13 protein-coding genes are annotated in these 15555 nt (G+C 46.2%); 5 read left to right on the plus strand and 8 right to left on the minus strand.

The features are described 5' to 3' along the window. Positions 1-9: 9 nt before the first annotated feature. Both AC58QO_RS07405 and AC58QO_RS07410 read left to right on the plus strand, forming a co-directional pair. Positions 10-726 (plus strand): response regulator transcription factor, encoded by a 717-nt coding sequence (locus tag AC58QO_RS07405; protein ID WP_497264657.1) that lies wholly within the window; start codon positions 10-12, stop codon positions 724-726. Between the two features lie 191 nt (positions 727-917). Then, on the plus strand, positions 918-2000 hold the full coding sequence (locus tag AC58QO_RS07410; RefSeq protein WP_497264658.1) for a Gfo/Idh/MocA family protein: 1083 nt from the start codon (positions 918-920) through the stop codon (positions 1998-2000). A 69-nt stretch (positions 2001-2069) separates the two neighbouring features. Here AC58QO_RS07410 and AC58QO_RS07415 read toward each other — a convergent pair whose 3' ends face one another. Next, complete coding sequence (locus AC58QO_RS07415; RefSeq protein WP_497264659.1) at positions 2070-2948, minus strand: helix-turn-helix domain-containing protein; 879 nt, start codon at positions 2946-2948, stop codon at positions 2070-2072. Between the two features lie 196 nt (positions 2949-3144). Here AC58QO_RS07415 and AC58QO_RS07420 point away from each other — a divergent pair, with 196 nt between their 5' ends. Further along, positions 3145-3987 (plus strand): phytanoyl-CoA dioxygenase family protein, encoded by an 843-nt coding sequence (locus AC58QO_RS07420; RefSeq protein ID WP_497264660.1) that lies wholly within the window; start codon positions 3145-3147, stop codon positions 3985-3987. 67 nt (positions 3988-4054) lie between these two features. On the opposite strand, the gene AC58QO_RS07425 is transcribed toward AC58QO_RS07420, so the two are convergent. From AC58QO_RS07425 to AC58QO_RS07450, 6 genes are all read right to left on the minus strand, one after another. Continuing rightward, positions 4055-4342, minus strand: a complete 288-nt coding sequence (locus tag AC58QO_RS07425) for a DUF6171 family protein (RefSeq protein WP_497264661.1) — start codon at positions 4340-4342, stop codon at positions 4055-4057. 12 nt (positions 4343-4354) lie between these two features. Continuing rightward, positions 4355-5833, minus strand: coding sequence for an alpha-N-arabinofuranosidase (locus tag AC58QO_RS07430; RefSeq protein ID WP_497264662.1), 1479 nt, complete (start codon positions 5831-5833; stop codon positions 4355-4357). A 16-nt stretch (positions 5834-5849) separates the two neighbouring features. Beyond that, positions 5850-6869, minus strand: coding sequence for a GntR family transcriptional regulator (locus AC58QO_RS07435; RefSeq protein WP_497264663.1), 1020 nt, complete (start codon positions 6867-6869; stop codon positions 5850-5852). A 413-nt stretch (positions 6870-7282) separates the two neighbouring features. Continuing rightward, complete coding sequence (locus AC58QO_RS07440; RefSeq protein WP_497264664.1) at positions 7283-8137, minus strand: alpha/beta fold hydrolase; 855 nt, start codon at positions 8135-8137, stop codon at positions 7283-7285. 251 nt (positions 8138-8388) lie between these two features. Beyond that, on the minus strand, positions 8389-8970 hold the full coding sequence (locus tag AC58QO_RS07445; RefSeq protein ID WP_497264665.1) for a TetR/AcrR family transcriptional regulator: 582 nt from the start codon (positions 8968-8970) through the stop codon (positions 8389-8391). 480 nt (positions 8971-9450) lie between these two features. After that, positions 9451-10353, minus strand: coding sequence for a helix-turn-helix domain-containing protein (locus tag AC58QO_RS07450; protein ID WP_497264666.1), 903 nt, complete (start codon positions 10351-10353; stop codon positions 9451-9453). 220 nt (positions 10354-10573) lie between these two features. Between AC58QO_RS07450 and AC58QO_RS07455 the strand changes: the two genes are divergently transcribed. After that, positions 10574-13276, plus strand: coding sequence for a UxaA family hydrolase (locus AC58QO_RS07455; protein ID WP_497264667.1), 2703 nt, complete (start codon positions 10574-10576; stop codon positions 13274-13276). Between the two features lie 32 nt (positions 13277-13308). Then, positions 13309-14268 (plus strand): aldo/keto reductase, encoded by a 960-nt coding sequence (locus AC58QO_RS07460; RefSeq protein ID WP_497264668.1) that lies wholly within the window; start codon positions 13309-13311, stop codon positions 14266-14268. Between the two features lie 180 nt (positions 14269-14448). Here AC58QO_RS07460 and AC58QO_RS07465 read toward each other — a convergent pair whose 3' ends face one another. After that, complete coding sequence (locus tag AC58QO_RS07465) at positions 14449-15441, minus strand: AraC family transcriptional regulator (protein ID WP_497264669.1); 993 nt, start codon at positions 15439-15441, stop codon at positions 14449-14451. Positions 15442-15555: the final 114 nt, after the last annotated feature.

A 15555-nucleotide genomic window follows, 5' to 3' on the forward strand; every position in this document is an offset into this window, starting at 1 on the left:
GGGGATCCCATGGCACAAAAGATACTGGTTATTGAAGATGAGCCGACATTGGCTCGGTTACTATCTTATAATCTTTCGCAGGAAGGCTATGACACAAAGGTGATTGATCATGGTGGAGATGGCCTGCAGGAGGCGCTTCAGCAGTCGTATGATTTAATCATTTTGGATATTATGCTCCCAGGTCTGAGCGGCTTTGAGGTATTGGCAAAGCTTAGACAGAAGGGAAATCGAACGCCTGTCATTATTCTAACGGCGCGCAATGCCGAGGATGAGGTCGTACAGGGCTTGAAGCACGGAGCTGATGATTATATCACGAAGCCATTTGGCGTGGCTGAGCTGCTTGCGCGTGTAGCTGCTGTTCTACGACGTACTCAGTCGGATGAAGCGGCTGCAGATATAGCCAAATCGAATGAGAAAGTCATTCAGGCTGGTGAGCTTCGTATTTATCCTGAGAAATATGAAGTCGTGTTGAATGGAGAGTCGATTCCACTTCGACCGAAAGAATTTGAAGTACTGCTATACCTTGTGCAGCGGCCAGGTGTGGTTGTCACTCGAGATGATTTGATGAACATCGTTTGGGGTTTTGACTATATCGGGGGTCAGCGTACAGTCGATGTGCATGTGAGTTCCTTGCGCAAGAAGCTGGAAATGAATCAGCAATCCGTTCAGATTGATTCAATTCGCGGCGTTGGGTACAAGCTGGTAGCAACAATGATTAAAAAGTAAGGAGCATGGAAGCTGGTTAGGCAGCGGCCATGCTTTTTTTCTATGATTAGGCTTGATTTTGGAGCCAATAACACAATCGCATACAATCTTCGCAAAATCGGGAATTTTTTTAGCGGTGGTATTGGGTATAATTAATGTATACATAACTGTCTTTAGAAAAATTTGCAGGATCATTATAGAGGAGGAACATCATGTCAACGAAGTATCGAATCGCAATTATTGGGTGTGGAGGGATTGCCAATGGCAAACACATGCCTAGCTTAAGCAAATTGGACAATGTAGAAATGGTAGCATTTTGTGATATCGTTTCGGAGAGAGCGCAGGAAGCTGCCGCGAAGTTCGGTAAGGAAGAAGCGCGCGTTTATGAAGATTATCGCGAGGTTTTGAAAGATGGTTCCATCGATATCGTTCATGTGTGTACACCGAATGATTCCCACGCGGAGATTACAATTGCGGCTTTGGAAGCTGGGAAGCATGTTATGTCAGAGAAGCCTATGGCGAAAACAGCAGCCGACGCTAGACGAATGGTTGAAGCAGCGAAGCGTACTGGCAAAAAGCTAACTGTCGGCTATAACAATCGTTTTCGTGGCGATAGCCAACATTTGCATAAGCTTTGCTCGGAAGGCGAGCTAGGCGAAATTTATTTTGCTAAGGCACATGCGATTCGTCGCCGCGCGGTTCCGACTTGGGGCGTGTTCCTCGATGAAGAGAAACAAGGCGGAGGCCCGTTGATCGATATCGGTACGCATGCTCTAGATTTGACGATGTGGATGATGAACAACTATGAGCCAGCGGTTGTTTTGGGTACTTCTTATCACAAGCTATCTCAGCGAGAGAACGCGGCGAATGCTTGGGGTCCTTGGGATCCTGCCAAGTTCACGGTAGAAGACTCAGCATTTGGCATGATTACGATGAAAAATGGCGCTACGATTATTCTTGAATCCAGCTGGGCGTTAAATACGCTTGAAGTGGACGAAGCGAAATGTACGCTTTCCGGTACGGAAGGCGGCGCTGATATGAAAGGCGGTCTTCGTATTAACGGTGAGAAGCACAGCCGTTTGTTCACGACGGAAGTAGAACTGAACGCGGGCGGAGTTGCTTTCTACGACGGTAAAGCAGAAGTTGCCTCCGATTTAGAGATGAAGCTATGGATTCAAGCGATTGAGAATGATACAGATCCAGTCGTTACACCAGAGCAAGCATGTGTGGTTTCTGAGATTCTAGAAGCTATTTACGAGTCAGCGAGAACAGGTAAGGCTGTTTATTTCGACTAAATCATTGATGTCCCCCATGCCTGGGAAATAGTTAAAGACGGGAAAAATCCCCCTTCGGATAAGATACACTTATCGGTTGGAGGGATTTTTCGTGTTTTTTCGGTGCTCGCCGGGAGCTACGCCTGTACGTTGTTTGAATATTTTAGAAAAATGATGTAAATCAGCAAAGCCGCAGTAGTCGGAGATGGACTCATGGCTGAGGTCTGTGTTCGTAAGTAATTCCTTCGCATGATGGATGCGCATCTGTAATAAGTACTGGTGCGGAGAAGTCCCGTAGCGTTGTTTGAAGAGGTAGCTGAACCTTGAAACAGAGAGATTCGCGCGCTCGGCCATGTCCTCCACAGAGATGGGATCACTTAAATGATTGGAGAAATACGAGGTGATCCAGTTCAAGGTTGGAGTTGATGTGGGGACTTCGCGCTGATAGGATTCTAAAATAGATAGGATGATCTCTAACATGAGATGCTGAGTTCTTAGCTGCGTGAGCGGATCTTGCATCGTAATCAGCTCAATGGTTTGTAAGAGCTTTTCTTTTAACAGAGATGGATTCTGCGGCTGAAAGTCTACAGGAACTCGAATCTGGAACAGGTCTTGCATGGTAGGCTGTATCAGATGGCTGTATGCGGATAGGTCAATTTGGCCTGGGCGCGTTGGGAAGCTGTCTTCTCGTTCACTATTGTAGGCAATATCAAAATGTAAATAAGGCGTAACTGTGTTCGTTAATCCTTCTAAGGAAAGCAGGCTCCCAGGTTGGACTAGGCAAAATTGGCCAGGATAGAACATATATTTCTGATGATCGACCCAGAAACAACAGGTCCCATCTTGGATGTACACCAATAAGTAGTCCAATAGTCTTCGCTCTGGATAGTTCCATGGCTTGCGAACAGCATAATCACACTCTCTGATATAAGGGACAATCGGTGCGGACTTCCAAATTTCTTGTTGCATGGAAGAGCCTCTCTTTCTGTTACTCGAAAGGTTGTATGACTGACATCAGCTGACGCCTATTACCACTTATTGTAGTACATGATGATGCTTGAATGCCAGTTGTTTTTGACAAATCAATAACCATGTTTGACAAAGATTCTTAGGCAAGTGGGTCGTATAATAAAGCTATAAATAGACAAATTGAGGTGTATAGCATATGAGTAATCAAGAAGCTAATCAAATCAATGAACTACCTACAATCGATGACAGCTATGAGTTATCACAGGTGCAAAAAGAGAGCTATCAGCGGGATGGCCATATCGTTCTTCGCGAAGTCGCAAGTGCAGAAGAAATTAATGCCTATGAGCCAATCATTTCGAACTTGGTGAAATCATTAAATAATCAAGATAAACCACTGGATCAGCGTGATACGTATGGGAAGGCGTTTATCCAGATTTCGAATTTGTGGGAGCATAGTGAAGAAATCCGCCGCTTTGTGTTTGCGAAGCGTTTTGCCAAAATTGCCGCTGATTTAATGGGTGTAGACGGCGTGCGCATGTATCATGACCAAGCCTTGTATAAAGAGCCTCATGGCGGTCATACTCCTTGGCATCAAGATCAAATTTATTGGCCGCTGGATACAGATAAAACGATTACGATGTGGATGCCGCTTGTCCCGATCTCTGAAGCGGTAGGTTCGATGACCTTTGCTTCCCAATCCCATCTCATGGGTTACATCAATAAAATGGTTATTTCCGATGAATCCCATCGTACGTTGGCAGGGTATATCGAGGGTAAGGGCTTTGAGACCAAGTCGCACGGCGCGATGGCTGCAGGGGACGCTACGTTCCATGCTGGATGGACGCTGCATAGTGCTCCTGGCAATCCGACGGATACGATGCGCAAAGTCATGACCGTCATTTATTATGCAGATGGTTTGCAGATTGCTGAGCCAGACAGCAAAGCACGCGAGAGTGATTTGAAGCGATGGTTTCCTGGCCAGAAAGCGGGGGAGCTAGCTGCTTCTGAGCTGAATCCATTATTGTATAGCCGAAAATAATAGAAAAGATCGCTTTCCTACTATAATTAGTGAGGAAGGCGATCTTTTTTCATTCAAAGCAGCTAGGTCACCATTTGCTCCCATACGGTGAAGGGCATCGAGCGCTGCTGAGCTTGGCTTTCACGCCCATCAAGCAACCGCAGTGACGGCATGTTGTACCGAACTGATAATCGCTGCAGCTCGTGCAGACGGCGATGCGACGGTCATATTCAGCTTCGGTGGTCAGCTTCAGGTTACGAACGCGGAGCGTTTCGCCGAAAAGCTTGGCGATTTCTTCAGGTGTTACGTGCACGGAGGCTGAACAGCCTTTGCAATCGGATCCAACTTCATCTCTCGTTCCAACTGGATTATCCATCGTATTACACTCCTACGTGAGGCATAGTGTGACAACGGAACGAGCAGGCAGGGTAACGATAAGCACGTCATTTTCGATTCGATAATCGGTAAAAGGTTGTGATTTCACTGCATCTGGTTCCTCGAAGGTATTGTGTGCATACATCGTATCGGACGTAATGACAGAACCTGAGATTGTTCCGCGAGGAGCTCCTTTCATATCGCATTGAACCACAAGCGGCTCTTCATGATGCAAATTACAGAGGGACACATGCAATTGATTATCCGCGTTTAATGAAGCTGATGCGCTGAGTTGGTTGATTTGCTTGCCATCCATCGCATACGTAGGGCTGTCCGCTTCAACTGCAATGTGGCTCGCATCTTGATGCACCTTGTACATGTCGAAAACATGATAAGTAGGTGTAAGCAGCATGTCAGCACCTTCCGTTAGAATAACAGATTGCAACACATTGACGACCTGCGCAATATTAGCCATGCGAACACGATCACTATGTTGATGGAAAAGGTTTAAATTAATACCAGCGACGAGCGCGTCGCGGATCGTATTCTGCTGATAGAGGAAGCCAGGATTCGTGCCAGGCTCTACATTGTACCAAGTGCCCCATTCATCCACGATTAAGGCGACTCTTTTGTCAGGATCGTACGTATTCATAATGGCAGAATGCCGTGTGATGAGTTCATCCATGTAAAGTGTTTTCTCAAGGGTTGCAAACCATTCTTGTTCATTGAAATCCGTTGCGGAGCCTTTGTCTTTCCAAACCCCTGTAGGCAATGTGTAGTAATGAAGACTGATGCCGTCCATGTATTTCGTTGCTTCGCGCATCAAGACTTCGGTCCAATTGTAATCAGCGCTGTTGGCGCCGCAGGCGATTTTGAAAATCTTATTATCCCCATAGTTCCTTACATAGCAAGCGTATCTGCGATACAAATCCGCATAGTATTCAGGACGCATATCCCCGCCGCAGCCCCAATTCTCGTTGCCCACGCCAAAATAGGTGAGCTTCCACGGCTTCTCGCGGCCATTCTCTTGGCGCCAATTCGCCATCGGTGACTCTCCGTCGAAGGTCATATACTCTACCCACTCCGACATTTCCGCGACGGTACCGCTTCCAACATTGCCGCTAATGTAGGGCTCAGCGCCGATCAATTCGCATAATCGTAGAAACTCATGCGTCCCGAAGTGGTTATTCTCAACAACACCGCCCCAGTGCGTATTGATCATGCGTTTGCGTTTTTCAGCGGGACCTACGCCATCTTTCCAATGATATTCGTCCGCGAAGCAGCCGCCAGGCCAACGAAGAACTGGAATTTGCAGCTTTTTCAGCGCGTCAAGCACATCGTTCCGCATGCCTTCTGTGTTTGGGATCGGAGAGTCGAGTCCAACCCAGATACCCTCATAGATACAGCGTCCCAGATGCTCAGAGAAATGTCCATAAATATTACGGTTAATCGTGTGTTGAGGTGAATCCGAATGAATCGTCAGCTTAGCCATGAAAGGTATCTACTCCTTATGAATTCATATTGGTAACCGACTCCCGACTGATTAGAGCAGCCGAAAGAATGATTTGTTCCTTGGTGATAGACGCTTGCGCGTGGTGCCGATGGATCGCGGAAAGCAGTTCCTCGACGAGATGCTTGGCATCCAAGCTGAACGTTGTCAGCCTTGGTGATATTTGTGCAGCAAGGGGAATATCGTCACAGCCAATGATGGAAACATCGCCCGGAACGGAGCGGCCATTCTCTCGAAGGCCTTGTATACAACCAGCAGCCATCCAATCATTAACTGCGAAAATGGCATTCGGCAGCTCGGCTGTAAGCAAAAGGTCCGCTGCTCGGCGGCCGCCTTCCCAGTTCATTTTCTCCGTAATGACGTGGACTGGGGCGTTCTGGCCTTGGCAGTACGCGAGAAAGCCTTGCTTACGCAGCCGGGAGGAATCGTATTTATCAGGCCCTGCAAGCAGGGTGAAGGTCCGATGTCCTGCATCGTAAAGCGTTTTGGCTGCTTTACTCCCAATCCGATAATCATCGAAATATATTTGGATGATATCCTCACGGTGTGCGTAGCGCTGTATTGCGAAGAGCTGACCAGACGCTGTATGGAGTCGATCTAGCTGTGCGTCATCCATCTGTCCGATGAGAATGAGTGGGCTCGGAAGTGAAGCTTCAGTTGACTGTTCGTGGTGGAGCATAGAAATTTTGATGGCTTGCTTTGCAGATAAATTTGTAATTTCAACAAGGAAGTTCGTGTAGTAGGGGTCATTCGCTTTGATATCGGGTGAACACATGACGTATAGGGTGTCTAAGAGCACAGCTGGAACAATGTAGGTACCTTTGCCTTGCAATTGAACGAGCAAGCCTTCTTGGACCAAAGTTTTGATCGCAGCGCGAACACTTACCCGACTAGCTTCGAAGTTCTCAGCCAAATCTCGTTCAGAGGGAATCTTAACGAGCTGATCCTTCTGTAAAGACTGAATTTGCACACGAAGTTGTTCGATGAGTCTTTCTTTAATAAGTGGAGATTTCTCCATGAGACCAAACCACCATTCTGGGTAATACCATTTAAAATCTATGTAATACCAATAAGATACCACGTAGGGTGTGTGGGAGTCTATAATTATTTGTTGTTGTTGTTGTTGTTGTTGTTGTTGTGTTGTGTGTTATCAATATTCTTGAGACTGTTATCATTATTTGTGAGACCTGTTGTCAAAATTCGTGAGAAAATTGTATACTCTTGTATCGGGCGTAGAGTGGTACCTAAACCATCAGAAAGTGTATTTAGTTATGCCCATAGAGTACATGTATCAACTTATGAATGGGTCAGTGCCAACGGCAGAAGTAGATCAGGTAAATATCTGTATCGACTACGCTACAAAACCATTGAGCGAAGCTTCGCTTCTGAAAAAAGACCCCGAAAGGGGTCTTTTTTGATTTACGATTTGAATTATCTCAGAAACATCAATACGTGCTCGGCAAACAACTCCGGGTATTGAAATAAGAAGCCATGGCCGGAATCCGGATAAATAATCAGTTGAGCATTCGGAACTTTTTGAGAGATGATATAAGAATTAACGGTAGGAATCATGACATCGTGATTTCCGTTGGCCACAAGCACGGGCTGCTTGATTTCTCCCAGTCGGTCGAATGTTGAAATCGTTCTCCATGCCCCGGCACCTTTGATTTGGGCTTGCACCGATTCCGGTTTTACAAGTGGCGCTCTTGAATCTTTTCTTCTGGCAAGACGCTCTAAATACGCTAAGCCTGCCGCTCTGCTCGTCTCGGTTTGCTCAAAGAACAAGTACAGGAAATCCTCGGCATCGTTAACCGGCTTGAACGCAACTTGAAATACTTCCGGTTTTCCGGCTTCCGTGCCTTCCCCGGTTCCTCCCCCCGTACCTGCCAAAATCAAGCGACGGACCAAATCCGGATGCTCTAACGCCACGATTTGAGCAATGTAACCGCCCATAGAAAAACCCAACAAGTCGACTTGTTTAAGTCCTAACGCTCGAATGAAAGCATAAGCGTATTTCGCCGTTCCAAAGAACGAATCCGGTGTCTCTCCCGATGACAATCCTATGCCTGCGCTATCGAACAGGATGATCGTCCGTTCTCTTGCCAGTGCATTGATGAGAGCAGGATCCCAATCGTCTATCGTGCCTCTGAAACGTTGGCAGAAAACGAGCGGAACATCCGATGGCTTACCAAAAGTCCGATAAGCGAACCGAATGCCATCCGCTTCTAAATACGAAGTTTCTACTGTTTCCGCGGTCGCCTCGACAGATGAGATTGTATTGGTCATTTCATTTCCTCCTAAAGTTTGTTGTTCAAATGCTTCATAACTATCGAACAAAAAAAGAATAACATACCGATCGGTATGTTATCAAGATGCAAAATTTGAAAATTCCGATTTGAATTATCTCAGAATCATTTCCACACTCATTCTTTGCACGGGTGAGCACGATTATTCACTGAACGACAAAAAAGCACGCCAAGTCTGCGTGCGGAATGGACATCTTCATTTTCCCGTATTCGTTCTGCAAGGGCTCATATTTATTTCAACAAGCGAAGGATCCCCTCAAGGGTATCCTCGACGAACTTACGTTCAGGTTTCGCTTTTAAGGTAACAAAGAGACCCGTCATGAACACGACGAGCGATTTCGCTACGTCTGCGGCATTCAGATCTGGTTTAAATTCACCAGAACGGATGCCTTTGTCTAAGGCCTCTTGAAAAATTTCGACCAATTTCTTCTGGTGCTCGCCCGTCATTTGAGCGAATCTCGGCTCATGAGGCGCAAGTTCTGCCATCGTATTGACGGAAAAACAGCCGCGGATCGGATCCGATTTGTACGCCGAATCGATGATATCTTGAAAACAGGATCGAATGGCTTCCGTTACCCGCATTTCTTGTCCAAGTTTATGTTCGAAGTAGCGGATCATGGATTCGGAATATTTGACCAGCGAAGCCGCGAACAATTCCTTTTTATCTCCGTACGTCGAATAAATGCTTGGCCGCTGGATCCCCATCGTCGTCGTGAGATCGCTAAGGGATGTGGCTTCATAACCTTTCTCCCAAAACACACGTATTGCGGCCTTCAAAGCTACCTTTTCGTCGAATTCTTTTGTTCTCGCCATGAAAGAACCTCCATACTGTACTGATCGATATTAAATTTACTATAACGCCCGCATCTTGAAAGTCAATCATAAAAAAATGCCACCCGCAAAGGTGTCATTTTTCGCATATTCCCACTCGATCGTCGCCGGCGGCTTCGGCGTAATGATTGGAAGCATAAGCATGCCAAAACGGCAAACATAAGGGTTAAGTGACAACACGCAAGATTAATCAATTCATTTAACAAAGTTGGCCACCACGGTAGCAAGACAGATGACTGAAAGCAGTTAGCGAAAATTGCTTCGATGTAATTGATGCTCTCCACCGATCGTTTTCTGATTTCGTTGTGCGTACATTCCTCAAGGCTTGAAATATATGCCCCTTCACATCTTATACGAAACTTCCGATCTTGGCGCACGCTTCGCTCTTGGGGGGGGAATGTATAATTATGCATTTCCTGCTAGAGGGTTTCTCAAGAATTGTGAAAAAATACGTTCACATTATTAATTCATGTTGTCTATATGAAAGCTAATTTCTTTAATTACTTTTTTTCGATATAGGCCTGGGGTAACGCCAGTAAACTTCTTAAATAACTTATGAAAATAAGGTAAACTCTCATAACCGCAATTGTGGGCGATCGTATCAATACCTAAGTCGGTAGTTAAAAGCTGCTCTTTTGCAGTTGAAATTCGCTTGGCATTCACATAGTCGGTGATATTCATCCCGGTTAATTGTTTAAACACCCTAGATAAATGAGCGGCAGAGACTGAAGTCTGCTTAGCCAAATACGAAAGCCCAACGATTTGGTCAGTGTGATACTGATCTAAGTGTTGAAGTATGTTTAGTAACCAGGAGGGTCCGACATCGGATTCGGCCAGTTGATGATGGGATTCTTTTAATATCAAACGATTAATGCTGATTAGAAGGCTATTTAAAAGTAGTTGAACTGCGTATCTAAAACCAGCTTCGTGTCGTTCCAATTCATCATGCATTTGTTTGAGTTTTTCTTCAAGATGAGGGCGCATGTCTGCTGGGACAACAAGCTTATAGCTCTTATATTTTCGTGCTCGCTCAAAAACTTGCATATTCGTAAAGGAATCACCTGCTGAATAATGTCCGATCAGTTGCGGATCAAAAAAGACAGCAGTGGCCGTAATAGGAGATTCAGAATCTGGTAATGCCTGATGAATAGTATTGCCAGGAATGATGAAGAGGTCTCCTTCATTCATCTCATAGAGCATTTGGTTTAAGAAAAACGTACCTTTTCCACTATAAACATAAACCAATTCAAAGCGATCATGAAGATGTTCTGGAAGTTCTCGAATTGGTGTCTTTTTGTCCTTAAATACAATGTTAAATGGCAGGAGGTCGTCGTTAGTAAAGTTCTTTATAAGCGGTTTTTGCATTTTGCGAGCCTCCCCAGATCAACACACTTCATTATTTGACTTATTTATAGAATATCAAAATAGAGTATGTTTTTGCAAAGGTAAAGAATTAACAAATGCCATAATCTTGGTACAATATGATTAAGTAGCACCAACATTGGATGAAATTTAATTTATTCTATCATAGGCCAACTTAGTATTTGGATTGTTCGGAAAATCTCATTAAAGGAGCCAGTCATCGATGGACGTCGTTTACCAATTTGAAGAAGTAGCTAGACTTCCCTTACCAGGGGATAACTGTGCCGTTGCGATTCACCAATTGAACTCTGGTACCGCCATTCAGTATGAAGGCCAAATCCTCACCTTGGATTTCACAGTTATGGAAGGCCATCGATTTGCGGTGAAAGCGATTGCTGCTGGCGAAGATCTACTTTCGTGGCAGTTGCCTTTCGGAGTGGCGCTTAAGCCGATTCAGCCCGGCCACTATGTGATCAACGAAACAGTACGAAAAGCGCTCAGTGTGCGCCAGTTGACATTCGCGGTGCCGGCGGAGCCCAATTTCGCGGATCAAGTTTCTCCTTATATCCTTGACGAGGAGAACTTCCAGCCGGCTCAGGCATCGCCAGCTTTTACGGATACGCGCACTTTCATGGGATATCGCCGCCATAAAGATCGCGGGGTTGGCACCCGGAACTACATCGTACTGCTCGGCACCACCTCGCACACGGGGAGCTACGTGAATGAGCTTGCCGCTCGTCTGCAAGGCGAATGGAAGAACGATTCGAATATAGACGGGATCGTTCCCGTCGCTCACACGGAGGGCGGCACAGAGAAGCCGAATAATGTGGACTTGCTGCTGCGGACGCTGGCAGGTTTCATGGTCAACCCGAACGTCGGAGCGGTATTGGTTGTCGATTATGGCAATGAATCGGTCACGAACAAGATGGTGGAGGCTTATGCACGTGAGCATAGCTATCCGATTGATGAAGTCCTGCATAAGTTCGTGTCGCTCACAGGAAGCTTCGAAGAGGAGCTGGTTAATGGTGAAGCGTTAGTACGCGAATGGCTGGGGGCGGTCAACACGATGCAGCGAACGCCTGAATCCATCAGCCACTTGCGAATCGGCTTGCAATGCGGCGGGTCGGACGCATTTTCCGGCGTATCCGCGAATCCGCTGCTCGGCTGGGTTTCGGAGCAATTGGTGCGTTACGGCGGAGGGGCTAGTATAGCCGAAACGGATGAGTTGATTGGCGCGGAGCCATATATCCTCTCGAAAGTACGCAACGTGGAAACCGCGCGCAAATTTCTGGAACTTGTGAACCGATTTAAGGAGCGCACGTCCTGGCACGGCACCAGTGCGGAAGGTAACCCGTCAGGCGGCAACATGTATCGCGGCTTGTACAACATCTATCTTAAATCTATAGGCGCTGCTATGAAGAAAGATCCGACAACGCGGATTGATTATGCAACTGAGTACGGGGAGCTCATGAAGGATGGCGGCTACTATTTCATGGATAGCCCTGGCAATGACCTGGAGAGCATAGCCGGACAGGTAGCCGCAGGCTGCAACATGATCTTCTTTACTACGGGAAATGGTTCGATCACCAACTTTCCATATGTGCCTACGATCAAGGTGGTCACGACAACTCGCCGCTTCCAATTGCTTTCGAACGATATGGATGTGAACGCGGGGCAGTATCTGGAAGGCAAGTCCATGGATGAGCTGGGCCAAGAGGTATTCGAGTTGGCGCTCCAAATTGCCTCTGGTCAGCGAAGCGTCGGAGAGAAGGCGGGCCATGCCCAAGTACAAATTTGGCGCAACTGGCAGCAGAACGATGCGAGTCAGCTAAAGACGCTGCTTCACACTCCTGTACCGACAGGAGAGCCGATAGAAATTGAAGATGATGCTATAATGAAGGCTAACCCGATCCAATTTTCCTTTACTCGACATCGCAATCGGCAGTCTAGTGACAATATCGGCTTGATCGTGCCGACCAGTCTTTGTGCCGGACAGGTAGCGGGCATGATCACAAGACGCCTGAACGAGCAAGGAGCAGGGCAGCCTGAGCTCTCGCGTTTTGTCACATTGGCCCACACGGAAGGTTGCGGCACCTCGGGGGGGCCAGCCGAATCGCTGTTTGCCCGCACGATGATCGGCTATATTACGCATCCGATGGTGGAGCATTGTTTGCTGCTGGAGCATGGCTGCGAGAAAACACATAACGACTACATGCGCCATCAGATGGATGTGATGGGCGTTGATGCGAGCCGTCTTGGTTATGCCAGCATCCAGCTCGACGGCGGAATTGCCAAGGTTAGCGAGAAGGTTGAGGCCTGGTTCGCCGATCGAGTGGTTGCTTCCGATCCTGCGGAGAAGGTGACGGTCGGTTTGGAAGGGCTGCGCATCGGAATCGTAAGCGTCGGTGCCATTAACAAAGATGCCGGCAAGCAGCTTGGGGCAATGACCAAGATAATTGTCGGTGCTGGAGGCATGGTCGTCGTTCCCGAGAACAGCGAATTGCTTGCCGAGGAAGCGTTCAGTCAACAGCTTTTTAGTGCTCATCCAGTTGGGCCGTCTATCGCCTATGGGGAACACGTCCGCCGAAACGGCTTCCACATTATGGAGACTCCAACAACGCATGGGGTAGAGACGATTACAGGACTCGCCGCCACAGGTGTGGAATTAATAATCGTGCTAATCGGTGATCGTCCAATGCAGGCGCATCCTTTCGTCCCCATGCTGCAAGTGACGTCGAGTCAGGACGTGCTGCATAACCATAAGCAAGATATCGATTTGGGACTTGAGGGCAACCCGAGCTTATGGGTGGATCATATACTCGAGCGTAGCAAAGAAATTTTGGAACATACTTATGTACCGCGTCTCTATCAGCAAGGTAATATCGATTTTCAAATGACACGGGGCTTTTTGGGGGTGTCGTTATAATGCAGACAATATCAGAAAGCGAGGTAAACTCCATGACGAACGCATTATTATCCCTACGGCCGCTTGGCAGTACTGGCCTACTCATATCACCGCTATGTATTGGAGCCGCACCGCTCGGGGATATGCCGGAGACCTTTCAATATAGCACGTCAGAAGAACAGGCATTGGTGACGTTGCGCACAGCCTTCGAAAGCCCGATCAACTTTATAGATACGGCTGCAGCATACGGAGAAGGCGAGAGCGAACGGCGAATTGGTAAGGCTATTCATGTAAATGGTGGTCTTCCCGCAGGTTACGTGTTGGCAACCAAAGCCGACCGCGACTTCAAGACCGGCGACTTCAGCGGCGAACAGATCAAACGTTCCATTGAAGGAAGTCTCGAACGATTAGGACTTGATCGTCTGCAATACGTTTACATCCACGATCCTGAACATACCACCTTCGAAAATGTGATGGGACCCGGCGGACCTTTAGAAGTACTTCAAAAGTTTCAAGAGCAAGGAGTCATTGAACACATAGGCATCTCCGGCGGACCGATCGATATGCTCATTCGTTATGTCGAAACGAGAGCGTTCAGTGCGGTTGAAACCCACAATCGATATACGCTGCTCAATCGAGCTGCCGAACCATTGCTTGATGTCGCGAGTAGCATGGGCGTCGCCGTCATTAACGCCGCTCCTTATGGCAGCGGCATATTAGCTAAAGGTCCGGAAGCATACGCTCGGTATGCCTATAGCGATGCTTCGCCAATCGTAGTGGAAAGAGCACGTATGTTCGCTAAAGTTTGTCAGGAATACGATGTGCCACTAGCCGCAGCAGCGCTTCAATTCTCGCTTCGCGACCCGCGGATCGCCAGCACGGTCGTCGGCATGAGTAAACCGGAACGGATAGCCCAGACGTTGGAGCTCGCGAATTACCCGATTGCCCCCGAGCTATGGCAGGCGCTTGATGCCTTTGGCTATGATATGGATGATCCCGAAGAGAATCGATAAGCTTAGTGGGTAGGGGAAATCATGGTCATCTAGATCGATTCGTGACCGAACTGCTCGGGTGATTCATTGAATTGGAACAATAATCTCGTCCCTAAGAGCAAAGGAACACGAACCCAATGGGGCTATCGTGTTCCTTTTTTTTTGTTGTAGGATAATAATGTCATCGGGCATAAGCCGCCTCTATTTGCTATTTTTTCTGAACTGATTAGGTGAAATGCCATACACTTTTTTGAAGGTCCTAATAAAATGTGTGTTATTTTCAAAGCCAATCGATTCACTAATGTTTTGAACCTTTAAATCAGAAGAGGTAAGTAGTTCAATGGCTTTATTTAATTTTATTGTTTGGATGATAGCTAGAAAAGTTTGGCCAGAGGCAGCTTTAATTAGCTTGCTTAAGTATGATTCGGTGAAATGAAATGTACTTGATAATTCTCCTAAGGTTACTGTTTTATAATGATCCTGCATATAGGCTAAGATCGAAAGCAACTTATCATTCTTGGTTAAACTTTTGGGTAATTCGACTTGACTTTCATATTCTCTCAGCAAATAGCTGAAAAATAACATGAGCAGGTTATATAGAATATTCGCGGTATATTTTTTGTTATCATGCTGTTCAATAAATAACTTGGAGAGAATTTCTTTCAGGTTGGGATCTCGATTTGTTCGAAAAATAATGTAATTATTGTATTCCTCTGTATACAGGACTTTCATAAAGAATGAGGAGAGAACGGTTTCATGTTTAAGCATTTCTAGAAATGTTTCATTAAAAGTACTTCTCTTTATCAATACATTTAAGATAATGCTATCATCAAATACCTCAATGGTATGTTCCACCTTGGGTGGGATGATACATAAATCACATTCACTTAGCTGAATAACTTCTCCATTAATTTTCTGGACGCAATGACCTGCATATACGTAAATCAATTCGAAAAACGCATGCCGATGTTTGAAAACGGGTGTAAATCTTTTGTGTTTTAGAATGATAATGTCTGTACGATCGCTCGAAGAAAAATAGTCTTCTTCTTTGAGTTCCTTTATTAGATCCATGTCCAAGTTATCCATAAAAACTTGAAACGTATTGCGATCCTTTTTGGCATCATAATACTTACGATAAAATAACTCTTCTTCCGAATACGCCTTAAGCATTGTATCCAATTCAACTAGGTTCAATGTACTTAGCCTCCATATAAAAGAACATAAAATGTAAACTTTTGAAGGTGAATGATGCTAATGATTTTACTCTTTTATTTCATTATCATGTAAATTAAATACAATGCATAGGGA

It is taken from the genome of Paenibacillus sp. J31R30, assembly GCF_059692115.1.

What these genes read in the sequence shown, in the direction of transcription:
- AC58QO_RS07435 (WP_497264663.1), bottom strand. Translation starts at nt 6,869, where the DNA reads ATGGAGAAATCTCCACTTATTAAAGAAAGACTCATCGAACAACTTCGT.
- AC58QO_RS07420 (WP_497264660.1), top strand. Translation starts at nt 3,145, where the DNA reads ATGAGTAATCAAGAAGCTAATCAAATCAATGAACTACCTACAATCGAT.
- AC58QO_RS07405 (WP_497264657.1), top strand. Translation starts at nt 10, where the DNA reads ATGGCACAAAAGATACTGGTTATTGAAGATGAGCCGACATTGGCTCGG.
- AC58QO_RS07450 (WP_497264666.1), bottom strand. Translation starts at nt 10,353, where the DNA reads ATGCAAAAACCGCTTATAAAGAACTTTACTAACGACGACCTCCTGCCA.
- AC58QO_RS07445 (WP_497264665.1), bottom strand. Translation starts at nt 8,970, where the DNA reads ATGGCGAGAACAAAAGAATTCGACGAAAAGGTAGCTTTGAAGGCCGCA.
- AC58QO_RS07425 (WP_497264661.1), bottom strand. Translation starts at nt 4,342, where the DNA reads ATGGATAATCCAGTTGGAACGAGAGATGAAGTTGGATCCGATTGCAAA.
- AC58QO_RS07430 (WP_497264662.1), bottom strand. Translation starts at nt 5,833, where the DNA reads ATGGCTAAGCTGACGATTCATTCGGATTCACCTCAACACACGATTAAC.
- AC58QO_RS07410 (WP_497264658.1), top strand. Translation starts at nt 918, where the DNA reads ATGTCAACGAAGTATCGAATCGCAATTATTGGGTGTGGAGGGATTGCC.
- AC58QO_RS07455 (WP_497264667.1), top strand. Translation starts at nt 10,574, where the DNA reads ATGGACGTCGTTTACCAATTTGAAGAAGTAGCTAGACTTCCCTTACCA.
- AC58QO_RS07440 (WP_497264664.1), bottom strand. Translation starts at nt 8,137, where the DNA reads ATGACCAATACAATCTCATCTGTCGAGGCGACCGCGGAAACAGTAGAA.
- AC58QO_RS07460 (WP_497264668.1), top strand. Translation starts at nt 13,309, where the DNA reads ATGACGAACGCATTATTATCCCTACGGCCGCTTGGCAGTACTGGCCTA.
- AC58QO_RS07415 (WP_497264659.1), bottom strand. Translation starts at nt 2,948, where the DNA reads ATGCAACAAGAAATTTGGAAGTCCGCACCGATTGTCCCTTATATCAGA.